25 protein-coding genes are annotated in these 24,228 nt (G+C 70.1%); 13 read left to right on the top strand and 12 right to left on the bottom strand.

The window, feature by feature from the left end:
• The first annotated feature begins 1 nt into the window (after nt 1).
• Together ACN6M5_RS14020 and ACN6M5_RS14025 are read left to right on the top strand one after the other, a co-directional pair.
• The gene (locus ACN6M5_RS14020) at nt 2–1,093 is read left to right on the top strand and encodes a substrate-binding domain-containing protein (RefSeq protein ID WP_085367515.1); all 1,092 of its coding nucleotides are present in this window, start codon (nt 2–4) and stop codon (nt 1,091–1,093) included.
• A gap of 109 nt (nt 1,094–1,202) precedes the next feature.
• Nucleotides 1,203–1,838, top strand: coding sequence for a hypothetical protein (locus ACN6M5_RS14025; protein ID WP_434950714.1), 636 nt, complete (start codon nt 1,203–1,205; stop codon nt 1,836–1,838).
• A gap of 169 nt (nt 1,839–2,007) precedes the next feature.
• Here ACN6M5_RS14025 and ACN6M5_RS14030 read toward each other — a convergent pair whose 3' ends face one another.
• Nucleotides 2,008–2,664, bottom strand: coding sequence for a GntR family transcriptional regulator (locus ACN6M5_RS14030; RefSeq protein WP_434950716.1), 657 nt, complete (start codon nt 2,662–2,664; stop codon nt 2,008–2,010).
• Between the two features lie 259 nt (nt 2,665–2,923).
• Between ACN6M5_RS14030 and ACN6M5_RS14035 the strand changes: the two genes are divergently transcribed.
• Nucleotides 2,924–3,685 (top strand): GntR family transcriptional regulator, encoded by a 762-nt coding sequence (locus ACN6M5_RS14035; RefSeq protein ID WP_434950718.1) that lies wholly within the window; start codon nt 2,924–2,926, stop codon nt 3,683–3,685.
• Here ACN6M5_RS14035 and ACN6M5_RS14040 read toward each other — a convergent pair.
• The 5 genes from ACN6M5_RS14040 to ACN6M5_RS14060 all read right to left on the bottom strand — a co-directional run bounded on the left by ACN6M5_RS14040 (nt 3,660) and on the right by ACN6M5_RS14060 (nt 6,306).
• Nucleotides 3,660–4,166, bottom strand: a complete 507-nt coding sequence (locus ACN6M5_RS14040; protein ID WP_434950720.1) for a DUF6328 family protein — start codon at nt 4,164–4,166, stop codon at nt 3,660–3,662. The two genes, ACN6M5_RS14035 and ACN6M5_RS14040, sit on opposite strands and share 26 nt — an antisense overlap.
• Nucleotides 4,163–4,561, bottom strand: a complete 399-nt coding sequence (locus tag ACN6M5_RS14045) for a hypothetical protein (RefSeq protein ID WP_168688282.1) — start codon at nt 4,559–4,561, stop codon at nt 4,163–4,165. The genes ACN6M5_RS14040 and ACN6M5_RS14045 overlap by 4 nt, the downstream gene beginning before the upstream one ends.
• Before the next feature lie 81 nt (nt 4,562–4,642).
• The gene (locus ACN6M5_RS14050) at nt 4,643–4,948 is read right to left on the bottom strand and encodes an AzlD domain-containing protein (RefSeq protein ID WP_085367521.1); all 306 of its coding nucleotides are present in this window, start codon (nt 4,946–4,948) and stop codon (nt 4,643–4,645) included.
• Nucleotides 4,945–5,685, bottom strand: a complete 741-nt coding sequence (locus ACN6M5_RS14055; protein WP_434950723.1) for an AzlC family ABC transporter permease — start codon at nt 5,683–5,685, stop codon at nt 4,945–4,947. The genes ACN6M5_RS14050 and ACN6M5_RS14055 overlap by 4 nt, the downstream gene beginning before the upstream one ends.
• 66 nt (nt 5,686–5,751) lie before the next feature.
• Nucleotides 5,752–6,306 carry a TetR/AcrR family transcriptional regulator gene (locus tag ACN6M5_RS14060; RefSeq protein ID WP_434950725.1) on the bottom strand — a complete coding sequence of 185 codons (555 nt, stop codon included), beginning with the start codon at nt 6,304–6,306 and terminating at the stop codon, nt 5,752–5,754.
• Nucleotides 6,307–6,395: 89 nt separating this feature from the next.
• Here ACN6M5_RS14060 and ACN6M5_RS14065 point away from each other — a divergent pair, with 89 nt between their 5' ends.
• Nucleotides 6,396–7,652, top strand: a complete 1,257-nt coding sequence (locus tag ACN6M5_RS14065) for an MFS transporter (RefSeq protein ID WP_085367663.1) — start codon at nt 6,396–6,398, stop codon at nt 7,650–7,652.
• Here the strand turns inward: ACN6M5_RS14065 and ACN6M5_RS14070 are convergent.
• Both ACN6M5_RS14070 and ACN6M5_RS14075 read right to left on the bottom strand, forming a co-directional pair.
• The gene (locus ACN6M5_RS14070) at nt 7,636–8,655 is read right to left on the bottom strand and encodes an NADPH:quinone reductase (RefSeq protein WP_434950727.1); all 1,020 of its coding nucleotides are present in this window, start codon (nt 8,653–8,655) and stop codon (nt 7,636–7,638) included. The two genes, ACN6M5_RS14065 and ACN6M5_RS14070, sit on opposite strands and share 17 nt — an antisense overlap.
• 71 nt (nt 8,656–8,726) lie before the next feature.
• The gene (locus tag ACN6M5_RS14075; protein ID WP_434950729.1) at nt 8,727–9,914 is read right to left on the bottom strand and encodes a MarP family serine protease; all 1,188 of its coding nucleotides are present in this window, start codon (nt 9,912–9,914) and stop codon (nt 8,727–8,729) included.
• A 154-nt stretch (nt 9,915–10,068) separates the two neighbouring features.
• On the opposite strand from ACN6M5_RS14075, the gene ACN6M5_RS14080 reads away from it, so the two are divergent.
• A complete protein-coding gene (locus ACN6M5_RS14080) occupies nt 10,069–10,239 on the top strand; it encodes a hypothetical protein (protein WP_168688287.1) in 171 nt (56 codons plus the stop codon).
• A gap of 20 nt (nt 10,240–10,259) precedes the next feature.
• On the opposite strand, the gene ACN6M5_RS14085 is transcribed toward ACN6M5_RS14080, so the two are convergent.
• The gene (locus ACN6M5_RS14085) at nt 10,260–10,388 is read right to left on the bottom strand and encodes a hypothetical protein (protein ID WP_256921822.1); all 129 of its coding nucleotides are present in this window, start codon (nt 10,386–10,388) and stop codon (nt 10,260–10,262) included.
• 77 nt (nt 10,389–10,465) lie between these two features.
• Between ACN6M5_RS14085 and ACN6M5_RS14090 the strand changes: the two genes are divergently transcribed.
• Nucleotides 10,466–11,359 carry an SDR family oxidoreductase gene (locus tag ACN6M5_RS14090; RefSeq protein ID WP_085367526.1) on the top strand — a complete coding sequence of 298 codons (894 nt, stop codon included), beginning with the start codon at nt 10,466–10,468 and terminating at the stop codon, nt 11,357–11,359.
• 87 nt (nt 11,360–11,446) lie between these two features.
• On the opposite strand, the gene ACN6M5_RS14095 is transcribed toward ACN6M5_RS14090, so the two are convergent.
• From ACN6M5_RS14095 to ACN6M5_RS14105, 3 genes are all read right to left on the bottom strand, one after another.
• A complete protein-coding gene (locus ACN6M5_RS14095; protein WP_434950732.1) occupies nt 11,447–12,142 on the bottom strand; it encodes a copper resistance protein CopC in 696 nt (231 codons plus the stop codon).
• Nucleotides 12,139–12,864: a YcnI family copper-binding membrane protein gene (locus ACN6M5_RS14100; RefSeq protein ID WP_434950734.1), complete on the bottom strand. Its 726-nt coding sequence runs from the start codon at nt 12,862–12,864 to the stop codon at nt 12,139–12,141. Before ACN6M5_RS14100 ends, ACN6M5_RS14095 begins: the two co-directional genes overlap by 4 nt.
• Nucleotides 12,865–12,951: 87 nt before the next feature.
• A complete protein-coding gene (locus ACN6M5_RS14105; protein ID WP_434950736.1) occupies nt 12,952–13,605 on the bottom strand; it encodes a hypothetical protein in 654 nt (217 codons plus the stop codon).
• Nucleotides 13,606–13,793: 188 nt separating this feature from the next.
• On the opposite strand from ACN6M5_RS14105, the gene ACN6M5_RS14110 reads away from it, so the two are divergent.
• The 7 genes from ACN6M5_RS14110 (at nt 13,794) to ACN6M5_RS14140 (ending at nt 24,009) form a co-directional block, all read left to right on the top strand.
• The gene (locus ACN6M5_RS14110; protein ID WP_434950738.1) at nt 13,794–15,035 is read left to right on the top strand and encodes an ROK family transcriptional regulator; all 1,242 of its coding nucleotides are present in this window, start codon (nt 13,794–13,796) and stop codon (nt 15,033–15,035) included.
• Between the two features lie 178 nt (nt 15,036–15,213).
• A complete protein-coding gene (locus ACN6M5_RS14115) occupies nt 15,214–16,563 on the top strand; it encodes an extracellular solute-binding protein (protein ID WP_085367531.1) in 1,350 nt (449 codons plus the stop codon).
• A 7-nt stretch (nt 16,564–16,570) separates the two neighbouring features.
• Complete coding sequence (locus tag ACN6M5_RS14120; RefSeq protein ID WP_085367532.1) at nt 16,571–17,530, top strand: carbohydrate ABC transporter permease; 960 nt, start codon at nt 16,571–16,573, stop codon at nt 17,528–17,530.
• On the top strand, nt 17,530–18,366 hold the full coding sequence (locus ACN6M5_RS14125) for a carbohydrate ABC transporter permease (RefSeq protein ID WP_085367533.1): 837 nt from the start codon (nt 17,530–17,532) through the stop codon (nt 18,364–18,366). Before ACN6M5_RS14120 ends, ACN6M5_RS14125 begins: the two co-directional genes overlap by 1 nt.
• A 27-nt stretch (nt 18,367–18,393) precedes the next feature.
• Complete coding sequence (locus tag ACN6M5_RS14130; RefSeq protein ID WP_434950741.1) at nt 18,394–21,480, top strand: alpha-mannosidase; 3,087 nt, start codon at nt 18,394–18,396, stop codon at nt 21,478–21,480.
• A gap of 115 nt (nt 21,481–21,595) precedes the next feature.
• Complete coding sequence (locus tag ACN6M5_RS14135; RefSeq protein WP_168688306.1) at nt 21,596–22,258, top strand: response regulator transcription factor; 663 nt, start codon at nt 21,596–21,598, stop codon at nt 22,256–22,258.
• 17 nt (nt 22,259–22,275) lie between these two features.
• Nucleotides 22,276–24,009 (top strand): sensor histidine kinase, encoded by a 1,734-nt coding sequence (locus ACN6M5_RS14140; protein WP_434950743.1) that lies wholly within the window; start codon nt 22,276–22,278, stop codon nt 24,007–24,009.
• Nucleotides 24,010–24,228 lie beyond the last annotated feature (219 nt).

Raw genomic sequence — 24,228 nt, forward strand, 5'->3', positions numbered from 1 at the left:
GATGCGCAAAATCGCACTCGCGACAGTGGCTGTCGCTGCTGCCGCCGCGCTGGCCCTCTCGGGCTGCTCGAGCCGTGGCTCGTCGGGCGACTCCACCGGAGCCGCCGGCTTCGACAAGGGCGCCACGATCGGCGTCGCCCTCCCGACTAAGACGTCGGAGAACTGGGTTCTCGCCGGTGACCTGTTCACCAACGGGCTCAAGGACGCCGGCTTCAAGGGCGACGTCCAGTACGCCGGTGGCTCTGGCGTCTCCGACCAGCAGTCGCAGATCCAGTCGATGATCACCAACGGCGCCAAGGTCGTCATCATCGGCGCCGTCGACGGTGGCCAGCTCGCCGCGCAGGCCAAGGCTGCGCACGACGCCGGCGCGACCGTCATCGCGTACGACCGCCTCATCCTCAACTCGCCGAACGTCGACTACTACGTCGCGTACGACAACGAGAAGGTCGGCGAGCTCCAGGGCCAGGCCCTGCTCGACGGCATGAAGGCCAAGTACCCGGACAAGACGAAGTACAACATCGAGCTGTTCTCCGGTTCGCCGGACGACGCGAACTCGAAGGTGTTCTTCGACGGCGCCATGAAGATCCTCAAGCCGAAGATCGACGACGGAACGCTGACGGTCGTCTCCAAGCAGACCGACATCAAGCAGACCTCGACCCAGGGCTGGCTGCCGGCGAACGCGCAGACCCGCATGGACACGCTGCTCGCCGCGAACTACGGTTCGACCGAGCTCGACGGCGTCCTCTCGCCGAACGACACCCTGGCCCGCGCCATCATCACCTCGGTGCAGGGCGCAGGCAAGCCGGTCCCGATCGTCACCGGTCAGGACTCCGAGGCCGAGTCGGTCAAGTCGATCATGGCCGGCGTGCAGTACTCGACCATCAACAAGGACACCCGCGCGCTGGTCAAGCAGGCCATCGCGATGGTCTCCGACCTGCAGCAGGGCAAGAAGCCTGAGACGAACGACGACAAGTCGTACGACAACGGCGTGAAGGTCGTCCCGGCCTACCTGCTCACCCCGGTCGTCGTCACCAAGGAGAACGCGGCGAAGGCGTACGCCAACGACCCGACCCTCGAGCCGCTGACCAAGTAGTCACCAGCAGCGAAACACACGAGGCCGGACCCCGATCGGGGTCCGGCCTTCGTGCTGTCCGCCGTGGGCGGTGCGTGCGAGGATGGGGACGAGTGGAAGGGGGCTGGACGTGCTCGCGAGAACCGCATCCCGTCGTGCTGCATCCCGGGTCGTGGCGGCGTGCGCCGGGGCCGTCGCCGTCGCCGTGCTGCTGGCAGGCTGCGTCCCCGGAATGGCCGGGCGCCCCGCGTCCCTCACCTTCGCGGACGGCTCGGCCCTCAGCAAGGCCGACGCCGGCGCGATCTCCTTCTACACCGACCTCGACCGCGTCTCCGGATGGGCGGTCGAGCCGGGCGGGGACGCCGAGTACATCGAATACCGGCAGCGCGGCACCGGCTGCCTGGTCAGCCTCGACCGCTTCGACGTCGCCGACGAGACGTACGTGATCGACGGGGACGACGCCCGCTCCTCCGCCGCCCTCGTGGACGCCACCAGCGACCTGCACGAGAACCGGGCTCTGCGCGCCCGCTCCGTCGTCGCGCTCAACGACACCGCAGCATCCGGTGCTGGCAGGACGATGGATGTGCTGCGCATCGTCTTCGCGCCGGTCGACTCCGGCGTCACCCGGCACGACGCAGCGCTGGTGCGCGTCTTCGCTGGTGCGGGAGTGGGCCTCGTCGCGCAGGCGAGCTGCGGAACGGACAGGGCGTTGCGGAACGCGATGACCGTGCTCCGGCGTCACGTGGCGTTCGTGGTCGAGCGCTGACAGACGAAGATCGAGGCCGGTGCGGTTCTCCGCTCCGACCTCGATCTCTGGTTCCCCCCGGATGTTCGCCCCCGGTCGAACGTCTGACGCCAGGTTATTCGGGGCCGTGCAGCCGAGGCATCGGGGCTGGCACGGATCTTCCCGACCGTGCCAGCCCCGGATGCGCCCGTCAGCTGTTCAGGGTGCCGAGCACGCCGCCGATGCGGGCGATGTACGCACTGACCTGAGCGGCGGCCGCCTGGCCGTCTCCGGCCCTGGTCGCGATGCTCAGGCCGCCGACGAACTCGCGGACGGCCTCCGTGTTCACCTGGTTGTTGAGCTTGCGGGCGATGCGGCGCACCTGCGGCATCACGTTGGAGAGCGTGCGCAGCCGCACCGGGTTGCCCTCGACGCGCACGTAGAGCGACGCCAGGTGCTCGAAGGCGCGCACGTAGCGACTGGTGTCGTCGTCTTCCGCCGCCTCGATGAGGGAGTCCCCGATGTCGCCGAGCAGCTGCAGGTCGTCCTCCGACCAGTGCCCGTGGCCGCGGAGGGCGGCGCCGGCCCAGAGATCGCCGGCCACCTCGATGGCGGAGCGCACGCCGTCGACGTCGAAGGCGGCGACCCTGGTGTACCTGTTGCGCTCCATCTCCACGAGGCCCTGTTCGAGCAGGCGGTCGAGCGCGTGCCGGATGGGGGTGCGCGAGATTCCCAGCCACTGCACGAGCTCGGGATCGCGGAGCCGCTCGCCGGGCTCCAGGGTGCCGTCCATGATCGCCGCCTCGATGCGGGTGTACGCCTCGTCGGAGAGGGAGACGCGGGCGACATGGTCTGTCGGCATCGGCATGGGAGCTCCTTGGTTCAATAAGAGGTTGTGAAGCTTAGATGCTCAATGATAAACTATAAATATGACGGGGCGATAGCTCGTCACCCGCAGACTCTGGCCGTGATTCGGGTATCCGGCCAGTGCGCAGCCGTGATTCCCCCCTCGCGGCTGCTGTGGGCCCCGGCCGTTACCGGCCGGGGCCCAATTCAAAACCAGAGAACCCGACGCTCTGACCGCAGTCTCTCCTCTGTATCCGTGAACAGGAAGAATCAACCAACCCATGACAATCGACGAGGTCTCGACCTTCCCGACCGGTATGCCGGCCCTCACCGCCGACCGCAGGCTGTTGCGCAACGACGTTTTCGAGGTGCTGCTCACGCGCATCCTGAACGGCGGTTTCGTCCCGGGGGAACGGCTCAAGGACGCCGAGCTCACCTCGTGGCTGCGGGTCTCGCGCACCCCCGTGCGCGAAGCGCTCAGCCGTCTCGTGACGCTGGGCCTGGTCAAGACGGCGCCCAACCGGTTCACCTGCGTCGCTCCGCTGGTCAGCGCGGAGATCGCCGGCGCCGTCATGGTGCTGAGGAGGCTCTACCCGGATGCGATCGCCGAGGCCCTGAGACTGCGCACGGACGGCGACGAGCTGGAGCTGCGCCTGGTGGCCGGGCGGTTGGAGCGCGACGAGGGTGTCTCGCCGATCGAGACGTTCCAGCGCGTGCTGCTGATCGCGCTGGCGTCGATCGACAATCAGGTGCTGGCCGAGGCCATCGAGACGGTGCACCTGCGCGTGCTGCGCTACCTCTATCTCACCCCGGGCGCGCAGCACATCCTCTGCCGCGAGCGGGTGCTCGACTTCGCGCGTGCCGTGGCGTCGGGCGACGATGCCGCCGTGCGCACGGTCGAGACGGTGCTCGACGACGTGGCCGCGGTGATCGGTGACGTGACGCCCGCGGCTTCCCCGGGGGCCGCTGCGGCTGCCGCCGCCGCGGTCGCCCCGGTCGGAGCCGTGGTCAGGGGCGTCACTCCGATGGCTGCCGCGGGCTGACCCGGCGGAGCACTGCCCGCGGGAACACGTAGAGCAGCACGACGAGCACGGCGAGCACGATGCCGCCCGCCACGATCCCGGCCGTCGGGCCGACCGTCACGTCGAACACGAAGAACACCACACCGCTCGTGAGCAGCGCGACCAGGGCGAGTGTCGTCCGCAGCAGCCGGTTCGCGATCGCGACGGTCTGCACCTTCTCGTGATGGCGGAACAGCTGGCGGTGCAGCGCGACCGGCGCCAGGCCGAGCGCCGTGCAGGCCGCAGAGAGCACCACGAGCACCAGGTAGAAGCTCACCTGAAAGCCGTCGAGTTCGCTGAAACGCTGCTGGAACACGATCGTCAGCAGGAAGCCGCTGATGATCTGCGTGCCGGTCTGCGTCACGCGCAGCTCCTGCAGGATCTCCACCCAGTTGCGGTCTGCACGCTGGGGTGCGCTCTCGGTTCTGCCGTCGGCCGGGTCGACGTCGTCGGGTTCGCTCATGTCCGCCTTCCGGATGGTGTGCGGTCCATCGTGCTCCCGCTCGGCCGACGTCGCAATGCCGCGCGATAGAACCTGACCAGTTCCGAAGCCGGAGGACGCTGGCGGGCCATCGACGCCGCATCCACCCGCTTCGCCGCCAGGTGGTGGCGCCACGACTCCTCGGCGCAGCGGAAGTCCCATCCCGCCGCGGCCGCCGCCTCGAGCGTGCGGCACCAGCCGATCAGCTCGCGACCCTCCGAGGTCGGCGCCCAGGTGACCACCCGGAACCACACGTCCGGCCGGTTCGGGTCGCCGAACGCGAACCGGCGCACCACCGCGTACGGGCCGCCGAGCGTCCCCTGCCGCAGGAGCCACTCGCTCGCCTGAGCGTTCGTCACCGGGTGCCACGCGCCCACTGCTCTCCTTCTCGGGTCCGCAGCCCGGCCCGCTGCGTCCTGAGCATACGAACCGCCGCCGACACCGCGGGCGCGATGGGGTCAGGTGAGCAGGCGGATGAGTGCCGCGACGACCGCGGCGGCGGGGACGACGACGATGAACGGCACGCGGAGGGCGTAGAGGCCGGCGGCGATGGCGACGGCCGGGAGGCGCGCATCCAGTTGGAGGGCCTGGCCTGCACCGAACGTCTGCACGCAGATCAGGGCGGCGAGGAGTGCCGCCGTCAGAAGGTCGCTGACGCGGGCGACCGTCGGGTGGTCGAGCGCCTTCGGCGGGACCAGCCAGCCCACCGCCTTGAGGGCGAGGACCGCGATCGACGCAAGCAGGATGATGTTCCACGTGGTCACGGCTCCACCTCCCTCTCCATCGGGATGGCCTCGGGATGCGGTGGGTCCGAGCGCCGCCCGAACACGTTGAGGACGCCGGCCAGGATGGCCACCGCGGCGGCGGCCAGCACGGGAAGACCCGGCATCAAGAAGGGCGTGAGCAGGGTGGCGACGAACCCGGCCGCGACGGCGACGGCCTGCGTCTGGCGGGCCTTGAGCCGCGGCCAGAGCAGGCCGAGGAACGCGGCGGCCGCAGCAGCATCCAGCCCGTACGCCTTGACGTCGCCGATCAGGTTGCCGAGCAGGGCGCCCGCGAGGGTGGTCAGGTTCCAGCCGATGTAGACGACGAGGCCGGTGGTCCAGAAGCCGATGCGCTGTGCCCGCGGTTCCTGGTGCGCGGTCGCGACGGCGGTGGACTCGTCGATGGTCAGCGGGGTCGCCGCCGCCCTCCGCCAGAAGCCCGGCCCGATGATGCGGGAGAGACGCAGCGCGTAGAAGGAGTTGCGTACGCCGAGCAGCGCGGCCCCGGCGATGGCAGACCCTCCCGCCGCGACACCACCGGAGGCGAGTACGCCGATCAGCGCGAACTGCGAGCCCCCGCTGAACATCAGCAGACTGAGCACGCACGCCTGCCAGACGTCGAGCCCGGATGCGGTCGCCAGTGCCCCGAACGAGACCCCGTACGCCGCCGTCGCGATGCCGACGGCCCAGCCGGAGCGCGCAGCGGCGCGCTCGTCCTGGCTGCGTTCCCGACTCACCCTCCCGACCCTAGCCCGTGCGGTGCCGGAGGTTCAGGGCGCGTGGTGATTCAGGTGCGTGGCGGTTCAGGCCGCGTGGCGGAACAACCGGGCGACGAGCTCGCCGGCCGTGTCGTCGTCGAGCCGCCAGGGCTGGAAGATGGCGCGATAGACGATGGGCGCGACGACGCCGTCCACGATGTCGTCGGCCGAGAGGCCTTCCTCCGCTGCGCGTCCGACGAACATGGTCGCCTCCTCGCGCCGGTTGCGGAGGCAGTCGGAGGTGCGCTCGCCCGCCGCGCCCGCCCCGCCGCGGAGGAGGGCGGCGTTCACCGGCTTGCGGTAGTGGGCGACCAGTTCGCTCGCCCAGGCGGTGAGGTCGTCGCGCAGGCTGCCGCTGGCGGGCAGCGGACGCTCAGGGTCGAGCCGGTAGGTGGCGATGTCGTTGATGAGGGTGGGCAGGTCTCCCCAGCGGCGGTAGATGCTCGTGGGGTTGACGCCGGCGCGCTCGGCGATCATCGGAACGGTCACGCGGTCCTGGCCGCGCTCTTTGACGAGCTCTTCCACGGCCGTCCTGACGCTGTGGATGACCGCGGCGCTGCGTCCGCCCGTCCGCCTCGACGGTGTGGTCGTTGTTTCCATACGGAATAGCTTAAAGCAAAAACTGTTGCTTTTGAAGTGCGGGTGGGGCTAGCATCCCTAAAGCAATCAGATTTGCTTTTGGAGGAATGATGACGACAGCCGAAGAGACGCGCACCATCCCGGTCGCAGCGATCCCCGCCACCCGCGCCTCCCGGCGCGGCCTGGGCCCCATGCCCGCCTTCGTCGGCACGTCCCTGGCGTTCGTCGCCGTGGCCCTCGCTGTCGGCGCCCCCAGCCCGCTCTTCGTGCTCTACCAGCACGAGTGGGGCTTCGCCCCGTGGCTGCTCACCGTCGCCTTCGCGATCTACGCGATCACCCTCCTCGTGACCCTGCTGGTCGCCGGTTCGCTCTCCGACCACATCGGCCGGCGACCCGTGCTGATCGGGGCGCTCGCGCTGCAGGTGGTCGCGATGCTGATGTTCCTGTTCGCGCAGGACATCGGCTGGATCATCGCCGCCCGCTCCGTGCAAGGCGTCGCGACCGGCGCGGCGATGAGCACCTTCACCGCCGCGATCGTCGAGCTGGCACCCGAGCGCCACAAGAAGCTCGGCGCGACCATCGGCAGCACCGCCCCGGTCGGCGGCATCGCCCTCGGAGCGTTCTTCACCGGGCTCGCCGTGCAGTTCGTGCCGCAGCCGACCACGCTCGTCTTCGTCAGCCTCGTCGTGCTGTTCGTGGCCGGACTCCTCGTGGTGATCGGCTCCCGCGAGACGGTGACGCGGCGGCCGGGAGCGGTGAACTCGCTCATCCCGCGGCTCGTCGTGCCCCGGGCCGCCCGCGCGGAGTTCGTCGGCGCCATCCCGCTGTTCGTGGCCACGTGGATGCTCGCGGGGCTGTTCATCGGGCTCTCACCGTCCATCCTGAGCGGCGTCTTCCACCTCGACAGCGGTCTGCTCAACGGCGCCATCGTGGCCGTGCCGCCCGCCGTCGGAGCGACGGCGGGGCTGTTGCTCACCCGGGCGCCCGCCCGCACCACGGCCATCGTCTCGATGGGCGCGATCATCGTCGGCATCGCGGTCGCCGCGGCCGGCATCGGGTTCGCGGTGCTCTGGCTGCTGTTCGCCGGAGCGGTGATCGCGGGCGCCGGGTTCGGCGCCGGGTTCTCCTCGATGCTCAGGATGCTCGCCCCGCTCGCCCCGAACAACCAGCGCGCAGAACTGTTCGCCGGGATCTTCCTGGTCAGCTACATCGCGTACGGCGTGCCAGCGCTCGTCGCCGGTGAGCTGATCAGCGTGGTCGGCCTGCTGCCGACAGCGCTCGGCTACACGGTGGCGATCGCGCTCGCCGCGGTGATCGCCCTGGTGGTTCAGGTCGGGCGGGCCCGCGCGGTCACTCCACGTCGATGAGCACCTTGCCCACGATGCCGTCCTCGACGGCGTCGTGGGCAGCGGCCGTCTCGCTGAGCGGGAACCGCGTCAGCGGCAGCCCGTGCTCCGCGCCGACCGGCAGCGCTCCGTCGGCGACGGCAGCGGACACGGCACGCACGGCGGCGTCCTTGGACTCCGCCGTCGTCGTGTACGTGAGGACGAACTGGAAGCGCAGGTTCTTGCCCATGCTCGGGCGCACCGGGATGGTGACGGCCGGCTCGCCGGGGCTGTCCGCGTAGATGGCGATGGAGGCGTTGGGGGCCGCGATCCGCGCATCAAGTTCGGCGTTGGCGGTGGCGTTCACCTCGACCACGATGTCCACGCCGCGCGGGGCGAGCGCTCCGATGGCCTGGGCGGTGTCGCCGTCGCGGTAGTTGACGACGTGGTGCGCGCCGGCCGCCCTGGCCAGCTCGGCCTTCTCGTGGCTGCTGACGGTGGCGATGACCGTGGCGTCCGCCCAGACCGCCAGCTGGATGGCCGCGTGCCCGACCGCTCCCGCACCCCCGGCGACCAGCACGGTGCGACCGGTGAGCGCGCCGGGCGAGAGCTCCGACGGGCCGCCCTCGTGCACGGTGAGCGCCCGGTGCGCGGTGAGTGCCGGGATCCCGAGGGAGGCGCCGACATCGAAGGACGCGCCATCCGGAAGTGGAACCACCTGGCGCGCGGGAAGCACCGCGAACTCCTGCGCCGTGCCGTCGGGACGCTGGTAGGCCGCATCCCAGACCCAGACCCTGTCGCCCACGGCGAACCCGGTGACGCCGTCGCCGACCTCGTCCACGGTGCCCGCGCCATCCTGGTTCGGCACCTGCGGGCGCGGCAGCTGATCGTCGCCACTGCCGCGACGCGCCTTCCAGTCGGTGGGGTTCACCCCCGACACCCGGATGCGCACGCGCACCTCGCCCGGTCCGGCGTGCGACTCTTCGCGCTCGCCGTAGTGCAGAACGTCCGATGATCCGGTGGAGCTATAGGTGACAGCCTTCATGTGACCAGCAAACCACCCGTCGCCCGAATCTCTTCCACGAATATCGTTCGCGGTCGCCGACTCGTCGCGCGTCAGCCGGTGGAGCAGGCGCCCGAGCTGATCGGCGCGGCGCTCACCGACGAGAGCACGGGACGCAGCTCCGCGAGCGTCAGCGCGTATCCGGTGTCCGGGTCGACAGTCGAGCGCGCGAACACCACGCCGACCACATCCCCCGACGTGTCGAGCAGCGGGCCGCCCGAGTTGCCGGGCCGCACGCTGCCGCGCAGCGAGTAGATGTCTCGCTCGACCGAACCGCTCTGGTAGATGTCGGTGCCGCGCGCCATGATGCGGTCGCGCACGCGCTCCGGGCTGATCGTGAACGGTCCGTTGCCCGGGTAGCCGGCGGCGTAGGTCTGCGCTCCGGCGGTGACGTCTTTGCCGATGTCGAGCGGCGGCGCCATGATGTCCGTCACGTCGAGCACAGCGAGATCGCGCTCTGGATCGAACGCGACGAGCGTGGCGCGCTCCGCCCTGTCGTCGCCCGGCTCCCGCACCACGATGCTGGATGCGCCGGCGACGACGTGCGCGTTCGTCACCACGCGTCCGCTCTGCACCACCCACCCGCTGCCCTCCGAGTCGACGCCGCAGGCGGGCTTCGACGCGAGGACCGTGACCACGGAGGCCTGGGACGCTGCCACGGCGGCCGGGACGGACGGGTCGGGCGCCTGGATGGTCTTGATCGGCTCCCCGCCCTCGAAGACCTGGGGCAGTCCGGCGCCCGCGAGGGCGTCGTCGACAGCGCCGAGCACCGTGCTGGCGGGGAAGGGGGCCATGCTGTCGAGGGCCGCGACCACGCGCGACGAGCTCGCGGCCTGCACGACCGTGGCGAGGCTGGTCGCCATCGCGAACCCGGCGATGAGCCAGACCACCACGGCCCAGGTGAGCAGCCCGAGCACGGCGCCGACGAGCGAGTCGAGCCAGCGGATCGGTCCGTGCCGCACCAGCTTGCCGATCACGGAGGCGATGCCGGCGGCGATGGCGTACGCGGCGCCCGCGCAGACCAGGATGACGATGGCGGCGACGATGGAGCGTTCGGTGACGCTGCCCCATCCGGCGTCTGCCAGCCAGGTGACGACGACAGGGGCGAGGGTCAGTCCGCCCCAGAGACCGAGGCCGAGACCGACGAGCGAACCGGCAGCGCGGATCGCGCCGTTGCTCCAGCCGGCGGCGATCGCCACGATGGCGAGCACCACGAGCACCACGTCGACAACGATCTCCACCCGCCCACCATGCCCCACCAGGCTGTGCGCGGGCTCAACCCCACGTGTGTGTCCTCCGCACCATCCCGTCGCCCCCTTCCACCGGGTGGATGCGAGGGCTACCGTCCGTTGCCAGAGGGACGCAGCCGCGTCCAGACGACGAAAGGATCACCGGATGAGCGACCAGCAGAACCGCCCAGACCTAGACGACGGCGAGCGGGAGATGACGAACGACGACTTCACCGCGTCCGATCCTGACCACGGCAAGGAGTCCGAGCCGTCGCAGCAGCAGCACCACAACGCGGAGACCGAAGAGGACACCGCGTCGGGCGGCGCTCCCGACTGAGCGGGTGCGCCGGCCGGGCGTCAGGCGCGCCCGTCCTCCTCGTCCCCGTCGTCGACGGCGGCAGGGTCGGGGAGCGGGGCGGGCACGATGTCCGGGTCCATCTGCTCGGTGGGGACCGCGGCCGGCTGATTCTGGGCGTCTTTGTCCATGCGGCGACGTTACGCCCCCTGCCAGGCGGCCGTAAACCCCCTTCGGAACGCCGGCGGGCACGCGTACCGTCCCCGGCATGACCGATCAACTGACTTTCCAGAATCCCGTCGACCGCTTCGATCCGGTCGACGCGCCCAAGCAGGACCAGGATGCGCCCGGTCTGGATGCCGACCTCGCTCCGCACGCCGACCATGGCGAGAAGTCGTACAGGGGCACAGGCAGGCTGACCGGCCGCAAGGCGCTGGTCACCGGGGGAGACTCCGGCATCGGCGCCGCCGTGGCCATCGCGTTCGCCAGGGAGGGCGCCGATGTCGCCATCGCCTACCTTCCCGACGAGGAGGAGGACGCCCGCCGCGTCGCCGCCGTGCTCGAGGACAGCGGCTCGACCGTCGCGACGCTCGCGTACGACATCACCACCGCCGAGGCCTGCCGCACCCTCGTCGCCGACGCGGTCGAGGCGCTCGGTGGCCTCGACATCCTGGTCAACAACGCGGGCAAGCAGCAGTTCTGCGAGCGGCTGGAAGACCTGAGCGACGAGCAGTTCGATGAGACGTTCCGCACGAACGTGTACGCGATGTTCTGGATCACCAAGGCCGCCCTTCCGCACCTGGCTCCCGGGTCGAGCATCATCAACACAACGTCCATCCAGGCGTACGCGCCGAGCGAGATCCTGGTCGACTACGCCACCACGAAGGCGTCGATCAACACGTTCACCAAGGCGCTCGCCGCGCAGCTCGCGCCGCGCGGCATCCGGGTGAACGCGGTGGCGCCCGGCCCGATCTGGACGCCGCTGCAGGTGTCAGGCGGCCAGCCGAAGGATGCGCTTCCCGACTTCGGAGAGCAGACGCCGATGGGCCGCGCCGGCCAGCCCACCGAGCTCGCGCCCGCCTACGTCTTCCTGGCCTCCCCGGAGTCCAGCTACGTCACCGGCGACACCCTCAACGTCAACGGCGGCATGCCCACCCCCTGACCCCAGCCATCGAGCCGGGACTTGTGTACGCGACACGCCGGGCGATGGCGTACACAAATCCCGGCTCGATAGCGCCGTTAGCCGGGGTCAGTCCGACTTCGGCTCGGAGTCGGAGTCGGAGTCGGACTTGGGCTTCGGCTTGCGGCGGGCGGTGAGGATGACGATGACCACCGCGATCAGCGCGAGGACCACGATGCCGATCGCGATGCCGATGACCAGGCCCACGTCGGTCGTGGATGCGGCTGCGGTCGGTTTCGGGGACCCTGCGGTCTCCGTCGGCTGGGCGCCGGCGGGTTGCGTCGCCTGCGTGGTCGGCCCGGTGGTCGACTCTCCGCCGGGCGCTGCGGTGCTCGCGCCGCACGCCGTCTTCTCCGTGCCCTCCGCCGCCGCCGTGCCCGCCGGCGGCTGGTAGGTGAACGCGTACTGGTCGGACACCGTGTGGCCGTCGGCCGAGACGACCTGATAGCTCACCGTGTACTTCCCGGCAGCGCCGAGGGCGACCGGGACCGACACCACCGTGTCGGCGACCGTCGTGCATCCGGTCTCGAAGTGGCGGGTTGCCGTATCCGGGCCGGTGACCGTCACCAGGTTGTTGCCGCCGTAGTCGAGCACGCGGTCGTTGAAGGTGAGCGAGACCGTCTGCAGCGGGGTGGTCACGGTCGCGTCTTTCGCCGGGTCCGTGCTGATGATGTAGTCGTGGGCGGAGGCGCTCGCCACGGGCAGCAGTGCCAGCCCGACGGCGGCGAGCAGCCCGATGGATGCGGTGCGCAGACGGTGCGTCATGCCTCCACCTTCCCACGCCCGCGGCGGGTGGCCGCGAAGACCGCGACCACGAGCGCGATGGCGCCGAGGGCGAGACCGCCGATGCCGAGGCCGATCGAGAGCGCGTCCGCCGCCATCCCGGACGACGCTGCCGCCGGGGCGGGCGTCGAGTCGACGACGAGCGGGCCGCCGCCCTCCGTCGGAGCGGGGTCCGTGACGTACACGGTGGGCGCCGGGTGCTCGGGCTCCGCGCCGGATGCCGGGGTCTTCTCGCTCCAGTCGACCACGCTGCCGTCGCTGTAGTACTGGTGGGTGGGGAGCAGGATCTGGCCGGTCTTCGGCACGGCGCCCGCCGAGATCGTGAACTCCTGGAACTGGCCGGGAGCCACCTGCACGCCGCTGTCGGCCGTCCAGGTCACGCGCACGGGAGCCTGGGTGATGGTGCCGTCGTCGGTCTTGACCGGCTTCGCCAGCTTCTCGGTGTCGACCGTGGTGGTCCAGCCGGGGAGCGGAAGGTAGCTGACCGAGGTGAACGGGTCGGCCGTCGGCAGGTCGACCACGAGCTTGACGGTGCCCGCGGTCGCGGACTCGGTCGGCACCTTGAAGGTGAGCGTTGCGTAGCTGCCCGGCTCGGCCTGGTCGGGGGTGACGTGCACGTGCGCGCTCGCGGCGAGCGGTGCGGACAGCAGCAGGATGGCGGTGGATGCGGCCGCGATGGACGCGGCGATGGTGCGTTTCTTCATGGGAGTTCTTCGTCCTTGTTCGGAAGCGTTCGATGAGTGCTGGTGCGCGCAGACGGACGGCGCCACGCAGACTCGTGGAACGCTCCGTCAGAACGCGGCGGCGAGCGGCGGACCGCGGTGACGCAGCCGGAGAAGGGGGACGCCGAGATCGAGTAGGCGCACCGGTTCCCGGGAGAACGCGCTGGCGGCGGAGGCAGCAGCGGAGTGCGCGAGCGTCGTGGGGAGGACGGCGAGGCTGCTCAGGATGCGGCGGTCGGCGAACCGGGCCACGTGCATCCTGGCGGTGTCGAACAGTCCCCAGAAGGCTTGCTCACCGAAGCGCAGCGCGATCACAGTGACCAGCACGGCGGTGAGGTGGGCTCCCCACATCCCGAGGCTGAACTCGTCGTGCGCGGCGGGCATGGCGGTCGGCATCGAGCCGGACATGCTCATGGTGAGGTGCGACCCCGCGTGCAGGTGGGTGGTGCCGGGCGGCGCGGTGAACGTCGCGGTGCCCGTGCCGAGACCGAACAGCAGGTGGAACAGGAACTGACTGGCGCCGACAGCGACGGTCAGCCGCCAGAGCGACAGCGACCGGCCGGTGAGGGCGATGGATGCGATGGTCGAGAACGCGAGGCTCAGCGCGAGCGGGAGGACTCCCGGCGCCGCGCCGCCGCCGGCCACGTGAAACAGGGCGGCGACGAAGATGGCGACACCGGATGCGAGCAACCCGCGCGCGACGCGAGCCCACCTCGATCCCATGCTGTGTCCCTCCGTCGTCCGTGGTTCGGAGCAAGTCTACGGAACGGATGGGCGCCGGGCGCCGCAGTGCCGAGCCGGTGGTGCCGCCCTGGTGCCGCGCTGGTGCCGAGCTGGTGCCGAGCCGCCCGGCCGAGTGCGGCTCGGTATGTATCCTACGAAGGCGACCCGGCGCACACTGAAGGAGGCGTATGCCCAGAGGAGCGAACCTCCCCGCGATCGCCGCATTCAACGACACGGTCGTGCTGGACGCCGTGCGCCGTTCCTCCGGTGGTCTCAGCAGGGTGGAACTCGCCGGGGAGACCGGCCTGTCCGCGCAGACGGTGTCGAACGTGAGCAGGCGGCTGATCGAGCAGGGCCTCATCCGCGAGGCGGGCAAACGCATCGACGGCCCAGGCAAGCCGCGCACCATCCTGCAGCTGGAGCCGACAGGCTCGTACGCGGTCGGGGTGCACCTCGACCCGACCGTGATCACCTGCGTGCTGCTCGACCTGGAGGGCGAAGTGGTCGCCGACGTGCGCCGCCACTCCCCGGTCTCCGGCGACGCGATGCAGACGCTGGACATCGTGGTCGAGGCGATCGACACGGTCCTGGCGGACTCCGGCGTCGAGCGCGCCAAGGTCAGCGGCGTCGGCGTCGCTGCGCCCGGCCCGATCGACACGGACACCGGCGTCGTGGTGCGCCCTCCGCTCATCCCGGGCTGGAACGACTTCCACCTGCGCGACGAGCTGACGGCGGCGACGGGCCTCTCCGCCCTCGTGGCCAAGGACGTGACGGCGGCGGCGGTCGCCGAACGCTGGCACGATCCGGCGGGCGCGAGCCGCGACTACGTGTTCGTCTACTACGGCACGGGCGTCGGCGTCGGGATGGTCCTCGACGGCGATGTCTACACCGGCGCCTCCCACAACGCCGGCGATGTCGGCCACGCGATCGTCGACCCGGGCGGCGCCCTCTGCGCCTGCGGCCGCCGCGGGTGCTACGGCGAATCCGTGCGCCCGTACCGCCTGGTGATGCAGGCCATCTGGGCAGGAGTCCTCACCGCCCCGGGAGGCGAGAAGGTGCCGGACGGCGTCGACCTCGGCCTCGACGTGGAGACGATCGACGACCTGTTCACCGAACTGACGTCCGCGGCGACCGCCGGCGACGAGACGGCCACCCGCATCCTCGACCGCTCCATCCGCAACACGGCCTACTACCTCTCCAACCTCTCCGCCCTCCTCGACATCGACCGCGTCGTCTTCGGAGGCCCATCCTGGGCCCGCGTCGAACCCTTCTACGCGGACCGCCTCCGCGGCTGGCTGCGCGAGTTCGACATGGAGATCCTCACCCACCCGGTGCTCACGGAATCGAGCGCGGTGGGCGAAGACGTGGCGGCCGTCGGCGCCGCCTGCCTGGTGCTCGACGCGACGTTCTCGCCGCGCGGCGGGGTGTAGCGGGCGGTCGCTCGCGCCCGCTCGACAGCCCCATGCCGGTCGACCCCCGCACGGGTCTCATCAGCCATTTTCCTTGCAAGCATTGCCAAATAAATCAAATTGATTTATAAATTACCCAAGGTCCGGCACCGCAGGGGCATGAAAGGCGCCCACCGGACGTCGAAGCAAGGGAGCATCGATGAAACGCAGCAGAGTTCTGGCCGCCGTGGTGGCCGCATCCACTCTCGTCGCACTGGCCGGATGTTCGTCGTCCGGGTCCAATGACGGCAAGACCATCAAGGTCGCCTACCAGGATTTCGGCACCGACCTCATGGCCAAGTTCATGGCCAAGGCGAAGGCCGGGTTCGAGAAGGCCAATCCGGGGGAGAAGGTCACACTCGTCCCCATCAAGGCGGCCGAGAACGACTACTACACCAAGCTTTCGCTGATGAACCGCAGCGCGAGCACCGCACCGGATGTGCTCTACGAGGACACCTTCCTCATCCGCTCGGACGCGCAGGCCGGCTACCTCGAACCGCTCGACCCGTACGTGAAGAAGTGGGATGAGTGGTCGCAGTTCTACGACAACGCCAAGGACGCGGGCAAGGGAGACGACGGCAAGATCTACGGCGTCTCGATGGGCACGGACACCCGCGCCCTCTGGTACAACAAGGACATCTTCGCCAAGGCCGGGCTGCCAGCCGACTGGAAGCCGAAGGACTGGAACGACGTCCTGGATGCGGCCAAGACCATCAAGGACAAGGTTCCCGGCGTCACGCCCATCAACATCTTCTCCGGCAAGGCCGGCGGTGAGGCCAGCTCGATGCAGGGCTTCGAGATGCTGCTCTACGGCGCGAGCAAGGACGGGCTCTACGACGCCTCCTCCGGCAAGTGGATCACCGGGTCCAAGGCGTTCACCGACTCGCTGGATGTGCTGAAAGAGGTCTACCAGGGCGGCCTCGGCCCGTCGCAGGAGATCACCAGCGACACCAACTACCAGAACATTGTCACCAGCCAGCTCATCCCGCAGGGCAAGCTCGCTATCAACCTCGACGGCTCGTGGGTCGCAGGCACCTGGCAGTCCACCGGCGACACCAACTGGCCGGAGTGGGACAAGACGATGGGCGTCGCACCGATGCCCACCCAGAACGGGCAGGAGCCGGGCAGCGTGAGCATGTCGGGCGGCTGGACCCTCTCGATGGGGTCGAAGAGCAAGGCCAAGGACGAGGCGTGGAAGTTCATCTCCTACGCGCTCAACAAGGCCAACTCGCTCGACTTCGACATCTCGCTCAGCCAGATCCCGGTGCGCAAGGATGTCGCGGCCGACCCGTCGTACGCCAAGTCGAACCCCACCTCCACGTTCTTCGCCTCGCTCGTGGATGTGACCAAGTTCCGACCTGCCACACCCGACTACTCCAAGATCTCCAACGGCATCCAGGTGGCGATGGAGTCGGTGATGACCGGGCAGCAGTCGCCCGCAGAAGCCGCCAAGGCCTACGACGACACGGTTGTCGGCATCGTCGGCAAGGACAAGACGAAGTCGGAGTAACGAGACAGTGACGTCGACAGTCGACGCCGTCGCCGAGGGCGTGCGCGGCCGGGGAACCCCCCGGCCGCCGCGCCCGGAGCGCACGGCACGTTCGCGCAGAGTGCGCCGTTCCGTTGCACGGACCGTCCCGCTCATCCCGGCCATCGGCCTTCTGGTCGTGTTCCTGGTCGGTCCGATCCTCTCCTCCTTCTACGGGTCGTTCACCAACTCGTCGCTCACCGGCGCAGCCGCGGCGTCGAGCGAATGGGTGGGCCTGAAGAACTACATCGACCTCTTCAACAGCCCGGACTTCCCCGTCGCGGTCGTCCTCACCCTGGTCTTCCTGATCGGCTCCGCCGTGATCGGGCAGAACATCGTCGGGATGGTCCTGGCCCTGCTCATGCGGGCAGGCGGGCGTGTCGTCGGCGCGATCGTGTCGACGTTCGTCGTCGGCGCGTGGGTGCTGCCGGAGATCGTGGCGGCGTTCGCGTCGTACGCGTTCTTCAGCCAGAAGGGCACGCTCAACGCCATGCTCGGCGCCATCGGGATCACCGGGCCGTCGTGGCTGTTCGCGTTCCCGATGCTTGCCGTGATCCTCGCCAACACCTGGCGGGGTGCCGCCTTCTCGATGCTCGTCTACTCGGCGGCGCTGCAGGAGGTGCCGCCGGAGATCACCGAGGCGGCGGAGGTCGACGGCGCCAACGGCGTCAAACGGTTCTTCCTGGTGACGCTGCCGATGATCCGCCGCAGCATCTCCACGAACCTGATGCTGATCACCCTGCAGACCCTCTCGGTCTTCACCCTCATCTACGTGATGACGGGAGGCGGGCCAGGCAACAAGTCCATGACCCTCCCCGTGCTCGCCTACCAGGAGGCCTTCAAGTTCTCCGAGCTGGGCTACGGCACCGCCATCGCGACCATCCTGCTGCTCGTGGGCGCGGTGTTCGCCATCGTCTACGTGCGCGCCCTCAAGACGGAGGTGGACTGATGCGCCTGTCATCGCCGAGCGGTCTGGCCCTCAAATGGACCGCCAACATCCTGCTGCTGCTCATCGGACTGATCTTCGTGCTGCCGATGGTGTGGGTGGTTTTCGCGTCGTTCGACGGGTCTGCCACGCTCGCCGTCAGCTGGCCGAAGCAGTGGACGCTGGAGAACTTCCAGAAGGTGCTCACGCCCGACCTGGCGTTCCTCCCGCTGTGGAACAGCCTGCTGCTGTCGGCCGGATGCGCGTTCATCACGGTGATCGTCGCCATCCTGGCCGCGTACCCGCTGTCCCGCTACCGCAACCGGTTCAACAAGCCGTTCCTCTACGCGATCCTGTTCGGGACCTGCCTGCCGATCACCGCCATGATGGTGCCGGTCTACAGCCTGTTCGTGTCGCTGAACCTGATCGACTCGATCGGTGGGACGATCCTGTTCATGGCGGCGTCGTCGCTTCCGATGGCGATCTGGATGACGAAGAACTTCGTCGACTCGGTGCCGCTCTCCCTGGAGGAGGCGGCGTGGGTCGACGGCGCATCCAGCATGAAGACGCTGTGGACGGTGGTGGTCCCGCTGGTCCGCCCCGGCATCGCGGTGGTGTTCATCTTCGTGTTCGTGCAGGCGTGGGGCAACTTCTTCGTCCCGTTCGTGCTGCTGCTCAGCCCGGAGAACCAGCCGGCCGCCGTCAGCATCTTCACCTTCTTCGGGCAGTACGGCGCGGTCGCATACGGCCAGCTGGCGGCGTACTCGCTCATCTACTCCGTGCCCGTGATCGCCCTCTACGTCCTCGTCTCCCGGGTGCTCGGCGGTTCGTCCGCCCTCGCCGGGGCCGTCAAGGGCTAACCCGTTCCTCTTATATAAGGAGTCTCGTTGTATCAGCAGAACCAGCTCGTCGAGATGCGCGTCGACCGTTTCGTGCGCGAGCGTCTCGCACCCGCCCTGGAGCTCGCATCGGCGCCCGTGACGATCGAGGCGTGGGAGGTGCCGGATGAGCCTGTGCCGTTCGCGCAAGCCGTCACGAACACGTTCGCGCCGTTCGAGATCGGGCAGGCGTGGGGACGGCCGTGGGGGACCGTCTGGTTCCGCGTGACGGGAACAGTGCCCGCCGACTGGGATGCCGCCCCGGACGACGTCGAGCTGGTGGTCGACCTCGGCTTCACCGCCGGTCAGGTCGGCTTCCAGGCGGAGGGCCTTGTCTGGGCGACGGACGGCACGATCATCAAGGCGATCGAACCGCTCAACGGCTACGTGCGGCTCCGGCTGGCGCCGGGTCAGCCGTTCGAGCTGTACATCGAGGCCGCGGCCAACCCGGATGTGGGCAGCGAGTTCGTCGACTTCGTTCCCACCAAGCTGGGCCGCAAGTCCACGGCGCCGCAGCATCCCATCTACGCGCTGCGCCGCCTGGCCGTCGTGCACCGCGACCGCGAGGTGTGGGAGCTGGTGCAGGACGTGTGGACGGCGCGGGGCCTCGCCGCCGTGCTGCCCGAGCAGTCGCCGCGGCGCGCATCCCTGTTCGCGGCACTGGATGCGGTGGTGGACGCCGTCGACCCGACCGATGTGCACGGCACGGCGGCGGACGGTCGCGCGGCGCTCGCCGAGGTGCTCGCCTCCCCGGCGGCGGCGACGGCGCACAAGGTGTTCGCCGTCGGGCACGCGCACATCGACTCTGCCTGGCTGTGGCCGGTGCGCGAGACGATCCGCAAGTGCGCCCGCACGTTCTCGAACGTGCTCGACCTGATGGACCAGGACCCGGACTTCGTGTTCGCGTGCTCGTCGGCGCAGCAGTTCGCCTGGATGAAGCAGTACTACCCCGAGCTGTTCGAGCGCATCCGGGTGCGGGTGGCCGAGGGACGGTTCGTGCCGGTCGGCGGCATGTGGGTGGAGTCGGACACGAACATGCCGGGGTCGGAGGCGATGGCCAGGCAGTTCGTGGAGGGCAAGCGGTTCTTCCTCGAGGAGTTCGGCTTCGAGCCGAAAGAAGTGTGGCTGCCCGACTCGTTCGGATACTCCGGCGCGCTCCCGCAGATCGCGCGCGCGGCGGGCGCCGACTACTTCCTCACGCAGAAGATCTCCTGGAACGAGGTCAACAAGTTCCCGCACCACTCCTTCGAGTGGGAGGGCATCGACGGCACCAGGATCTTCACCCACTTCCCACCGGTCGACACGTACAACTCCGTGCTGTCCGGGGCCGAGCTGGCGCACGCCGAGCAGAACTTCGCCGACAAGGGCAGCGCGAACACCTCGCTCGTGCCGTTCGGGTTCGGCGACGGAGGGGGAGGCCCGACCAGGGAGATGGTCGCGGCGGCCAAGCGCACCGCCGACCTGGAGGGCTCGCCGATCGTGCGCGTCGCCACCCCGGCCGCGTTTTTCGAGGCCGCCTCGGCCGAGTTCTCACCCGCTCCGGTGTGGGCGGGCGAGCTGTACCTCGAGTTCCACCGCGGCACGTACACGTCGCAGGCGCGCACCAAGCACGGCAACCGCCGCAGCGAGCACCTGCTGCACGAGGCAGAGCTGTGGGCGACCACGGCCGCCGTGCGCGCGGGGGCGGAGTATCCGGTAGAGGACCTGCGCGCTGCGTGGCAGACGGTGCTGCTGCAGCAGTTCCACGACATCCTGCCCGGCTCGTCGATCGGCTGGGTGCACGACCAGGCCGTGGAGAACTATGCGGCGGTGGCCGAGGCGCTGGAGAGCGTGATCGCGCGCTCGGTGGCGGCGCTGGGCGACGCATCCGGGGGCGCATCCGGAGGCGACGTGGTGTTCAACGCCTCGCCGTTCCCGGTGGACGGCGTGCCGGCGTTCGGCGCAGGGGCAGCATCCCGGGCGGGGGATGCGCGGATCGAGCGCTCCGGAGACGGCTACGTGCTCGCCAACGCGCTGCTCACCGTGACGGTCGACGGGGACGGCCTGGTGACCTCCATCGTCGATGCGGCGTCCGGCCGCGAGGTGCTGCCTCCCGGAACGCGGGCCAACCTGCTGCAGCTGTTCCGCGATGCTCCGACGCAGTGGGACGCCTGGGACGTGGACGTGGAGTACCGGCGGTTCGGCGAAGACCTCACCGCGCTCGACAGCCTCGAGGTGGTCGCTGACGGCGGGAGCAACGGCGGAGACAGCGTCGGGCTGCGGATCGTGCGCAGCTTCGGGTCGTCGGTGGTCACCCAGACCGTCACGCTCGACGCCGGTTCGGCCGCGCTCGACATCGTCACGCACGTCGACTGGCACGAGAAGCAGCGGATGCTGAAGCTCGCGGTCCCCGTGGACGTGCACACCGCATCCGCCCGGTCGGAGATCCAGTTCGGCCACATCGACCGGCCGACGCACACGAACACCAGCTGGGACACCGCCCGTTTCGAGACGCCCGCCCACCGCTGGGTGCACGTCGCCGAGGCCGGTTTCGGGGTCGGCGTCGCGAACGACGCGACGTACGGTCACGACATCACCCGCCACGCCCGCGACGGGGGAGGAACGTACTCGCTCGTGCGGCAGACGCTGCTGCGGGCGCCGATGTTCCCCGATCCGGATGCGGACCAGGGCGAGCACACGCTGCGCACCTCGATCGTCGTCGGCGGTCTGGATGCGGCGATCGAGGCCGGCTACCGGCTCAACCTCCCCGTGCGCGCCGGGCAGGCGCCAGCGGTCGAGCCGCTGGTGTCGTCGTCGAGCCCCGCCGCGGTGATCGAGACGGTCAAGCTGGCGGAGGACGGCTCCGGCGACGTGGTCGTGCGACTGTACGAGGCGCACGGCAGCCGCACCACGGCGAGCATCGGCGTGCACTTCCCGCACGCCGGGGTGACCGAGACCGACCTCCTTGAACGCGAGACGGCCAGGGATGCGGTGGTCGGCACGACCGGCGACGGCTCCGATGGCTCGGGTGACTCGGGCCACGGCGCCGGTCACGGCCGGGTCGAGCTGACCCTCCGGCCCTTCCAGCTGGTCACCCTCCGCTTCGCGGGGGGGTGACCCCAGACTGTCCGCCCCGGGCCGCGCGAACCCCGGGGCGGGCATCCTCACGTCCCCGAACTGGGGTGCACTGGGCGGTCCGAAGCCCCCTCCGTGCCCGGTTATCCTGTCGGAAATGACGATCAACGGGTGGAGACGCAGAGCGCTGGTGGTCGAGGACCACGCGCTGATGCGTTCCCTCGTCGCCGAGGCGCTCGAACGGCGCGGGTTCGACGTCACGCCCGCCGCGTCCGCCGCCGAAGCGCTGCGCCTGGCCGACACGGCTGACCCCGATCTACTGGTCACCGACATCGACCTGGGGGAGCGGCCGAACGGCCTGGAGCTGGCGACCATCCTCCGCGAGCGCGCGCCGCACATCGCCATCGTGTTCCTCAGCAACCTGTCGAGGGAGGCGGCCGTCGCACGTGCGCGGGAGACGGTGAGCGGCGCGTCGTTCGTGAACAAGGGCGCCATCGAGGACATCGACGAACTGGTCGCCGCCGCCGAGGCGGCGCTGGCCGAGCGTCCGCTCTCTCGGGAGGCGCCGGAGGGCGACGGCCGGGCCGCCATGCTGCGGCTGAGCGAAGCGCAGCTGGAGACCACGCGGCTGCTCGCCGCGGGCTTCTCGAACGCCGAGATCGCGCGCCGCCGCGGGGTGACCGTGCGCGCCGTCGAGAAGAGCGTCGAGCGGATCTTCAGTGCGCTCGGCGTCTCCGGCGACGACCGCGTGACCCCGAGGGTCGCGGCGGCGACGCTCTACACCGCCACGTTCGGCGACCCGCGCACAGGCCTCGGCTGAGGGCGGGTGAGCGTCCGATGAACCTCGTCTCCACCCGTCGCCTGCTCGCCAGGGCGACCGGACGCAACGCCATCACCTGGTGGACCTGGATCATCACGTTCCCGTTCGCCATGACGGTCATGTCCGGCCTGCAGTACGTCGACGGCGGCCGGTCGCTCGGGCGCGCCGCCGCCGTCGCGGGCATCGAGCACATCGGCATCGGCGTGCTCCTGGCGGCGGCGTACGGCGTCCTGCAGCTGACGCCCGACCGGATGCGCGCCGTCGTCGCGCTGCTGCTGTTCGCAGCGGTCGGCGCCGCCCGGCCGTTCGTGTTCCTCGGGTCGGCCGCGCTGCTCGGCATTCCGGTGACGGTCGGGGAGCTCGGCGTCCGCGTCGCCATCAACGTCGTCACCTGCCTGTCGGTGTTCTCCCTCATCGCCATCGGCGTCGACCTGGTGCGCGACCACCGCGGCGTGTTCCGGCGTCTCAACGCCGTGCGGCAGGCGGCGGAGGCCGACGAGCTGGCCGCTCTGGGCCGCATCCGGAACCTGCGGGCAGTGTCGGTGGATGCGGTACTCGCGCGGATCGAGGACGCCGCAGCCCCCGCGATGCTCGCCGGCATCGAACCGGCGGACGCCTCCCGGCTGCTGCGCTCGCTGGCGAACGACATCGTCCGTCCGGCGAGCCACGAGCTGTACGTCGCCGAGGAGGCGCAGCCCGCGCGCCAGGAAGCTCGTGCGGAGTCGCGCGCGGAGGCTGCGGCTGAGCCGCCGGCGCCGGGACGGATCGGCTGGCTGCGCTCGGTGGTCAGCGGCATCCGCCCGGCTCCCGCGCTGCCGACCGCCGTGCTGTTCGTCGGGATGGTCGCGCCGTTCGCCGTCGGGGAGTACGGGATCGGGGTGGCTCTCGGGCAGACGCCCGCCTCCCTGATCATCCTGCTGCTGGGAAACATTGCCGTGGCCAAACTCTCCTCGCGGGTGAAGCGTGCGGGAGCCCGGGTTGCAACCGTGCTGACCGGTTACATCGCGGTGGGCGTGCTGCTGACGGTCGAGAGCGCCCTGTTCCTTCGCGCGGCCGGGTACTCGACCACGCTGATCGCGTTCCAGGCCTTCGTCTACCCCGTCGTCGCGGCAGCGGTCGCCCTGGTGTCGTCGCTCTCCGTACGCGTGCGCGCCGACCAGAGCGCCATCGAGGAGTCGATGCAGGCCGCGGTCGACGCGGCGGCTCGGGCGCGGGCCGAATACGACCACGAGCGCGAAGGCATCGCCCGGCTGCTCCACTCCGGCGTGCAGTCCGAGCTGATCGCCAGCGCCCTCGCGGTCGGGATGAGTGGCGGCACCCCCGCGGACGCGTCCGCCGCCGTGCGCGATGCCGTCGACCGCATCCGGAGCGAACTGCGGGGCTCGCGGCCGAGGACAGACGCGCGCACCCGCATCCGGATGCTCGCTGACAGCTGGCGTTCGGCGATGACCCTCGACGTGCGCATCGACGACGAGGTCTGGGATCGTCTCGACGGCGACGACCGCCGCTGCGAGGCGGTGGTGGATGCGATGTCCGAGGGCCTCGCCAACGCGGTGCGGCACGGCGACGGATCCCCGGTGACCCTGGAGCTCGACCGCGGCGAGGACGACGGCGTACTGGTGCTCGTGACCTCCGGCGGCGAACTCGCCTCACCGGGCGCGGGCATCGGGCTGAAAGACCTCGCGGGCCGCGCAGAGGTCGCGCTGCGCGAACGCGCGGGCGGCGTCGAGCTGGCCGTCGCGATCCGCTGACACCGGTCGCGATCAGGGGTGTTCATGCACCCCTGTCGTAACAGCCGTACCCCACCGGTCCTCCAAAACGCGGACACCGTAGATTTGGATATATCGACACGGAGCGATCCGTGCTGAAACCCCCGGTCAGGGGCCCATTCCTGCGTGACCCGAACGCGCGGGACGGGCCCCTGCGGCCGGGGAATCCATGCATGTTGATGGAACCTTCAGGCGAAATCG

Origin of the sequence: Leifsonia araucanica (genome assembly GCF_051161895.1) — a bacterium.
Classification (GTDB): Bacteria; Actinomycetota; Actinomycetes; order Actinomycetales; family Microbacteriaceae; genus Leifsonia.

Coding starts and splice junctions, on each gene's coding strand:
- ACN6M5_RS14110 (WP_434950738.1), top strand. CDS start 13,794: ATGCCCAGAGGAGCGAACCTCCCCGCGATCGCCGCATTCAACGACACG.
- ACN6M5_RS14080 (WP_168688287.1), top strand. CDS start 10,069: ATGAGCGACCAGCAGAACCGCCCAGACCTAGACGACGGCGAGCGGGAG.
- ACN6M5_RS14105 (WP_434950736.1), bottom strand. CDS start 13,605: ATGGGATCGAGGTGGGCTCGCGTCGCGCGCGGGTTGCTCGCATCCGGT.
- ACN6M5_RS14085 (WP_256921822.1), bottom strand. CDS start 10,388: ATGGACAAAGACGCCCAGAATCAGCCGGCCGCGGTCCCCACCGAGCAG.
- ACN6M5_RS14125 (WP_085367533.1), top strand. CDS start 17,530: ATGCGCCTGTCATCGCCGAGCGGTCTGGCCCTCAAATGGACCGCCAAC.
- ACN6M5_RS14020 (WP_085367515.1), top strand. CDS start 2: ATGCGCAAAATCGCACTCGCGACAGTGGCTGTCGCTGCTGCCGCCGCG.
- ACN6M5_RS14135 (WP_168688306.1), top strand. CDS start 21,596: ATGACGATCAACGGGTGGAGACGCAGAGCGCTGGTGGTCGAGGACCAC.
- ACN6M5_RS14115 (WP_085367531.1), top strand. CDS start 15,214: ATGAAACGCAGCAGAGTTCTGGCCGCCGTGGTGGCCGCATCCACTCTC.
- ACN6M5_RS14065 (WP_085367663.1), top strand. CDS start 6,396: ATGACGACAGCCGAAGAGACGCGCACCATCCCGGTCGCAGCGATCCCC.
- ACN6M5_RS14040 (WP_434950720.1), bottom strand. CDS start 4,166: ATGAGCGAACCCGACGACGTCGACCCGGCCGACGGCAGAACCGAGAGC.
- ACN6M5_RS14090 (WP_085367526.1), top strand. CDS start 10,466: ATGACCGATCAACTGACTTTCCAGAATCCCGTCGACCGCTTCGATCCG.
- ACN6M5_RS14100 (WP_434950734.1), bottom strand. CDS start 12,864: ATGAAGAAACGCACCATCGCCGCGTCCATCGCGGCCGCATCCACCGCC.
- ACN6M5_RS14140 (WP_434950743.1), top strand. CDS start 22,276: ATGAACCTCGTCTCCACCCGTCGCCTGCTCGCCAGGGCGACCGGACGC.
- ACN6M5_RS14070 (WP_434950727.1), bottom strand. CDS start 8,655: ATGAAGGCTGTCACCTATAGCTCCACCGGATCATCGGACGTTCTGCAC.
- ACN6M5_RS14035 (WP_434950718.1), top strand. CDS start 2,924: ATGACAATCGACGAGGTCTCGACCTTCCCGACCGGTATGCCGGCCCTC.
- ACN6M5_RS14095 (WP_434950732.1), bottom strand. CDS start 12,142: ATGACGCACCGTCTGCGCACCGCATCCATCGGGCTGCTCGCCGCCGTC.
- ACN6M5_RS14060 (WP_434950725.1), bottom strand. CDS start 6,306: ATGGAAACAACGACCACACCGTCGAGGCGGACGGGCGGACGCAGCGCC.
- ACN6M5_RS14030 (WP_434950716.1), bottom strand. CDS start 2,664: ATGCCGATGCCGACAGACCATGTCGCCCGCGTCTCCCTCTCCGACGAG.